The organism is Paraburkholderia sp. SIMBA_030 (genome assembly GCF_046535245.1).
GTDB lineage: Bacteria > Pseudomonadota > Gammaproteobacteria > Burkholderiales > Burkholderiaceae > Paraburkholderia.
This window is the reverse complement of sequence record NZ_JAWRXB010001242.1, coordinates 1-249: the sequence shown is the minus strand read 5'-3', so window position 1 is coordinate 249 and position 249 is coordinate 1. Positions and strand designations below refer to the sequence as shown.

Below are 249 nucleotides of genomic sequence, written 5' to 3'. Positions count from 1 at the left end.
CTCCGGTGGCGATCTCGCCGATACCCTGAGCGGCCTCGGCGGCAACGATACGCTGCAAGGCGGGCTCGGTGCTGACACCATGATCGGCGGTGACGGCAATGACGTCTACGAAGTCGATGAGGCTGGTGACGTTGTGACCGAAACCTCGGCAGATGCCCTCATCGGCGGTACCGATCGCGTCGAGTCCGACATCGACTACACGCTCGGCGCAAATCTCGAGAATCTGGACCTCAACGGCGCCGCTGTCAG

Annotated in this window: 1 pseudogene; it reads left to right on the top strand. The window is 63.1% G+C overall.

Features of this window, described 5'->3' with window-relative positions:
* Positions 1 to 249: pseudogene (locus SB772_RS44020) on the top strand (hypothetical protein); the annotation flags it as partial.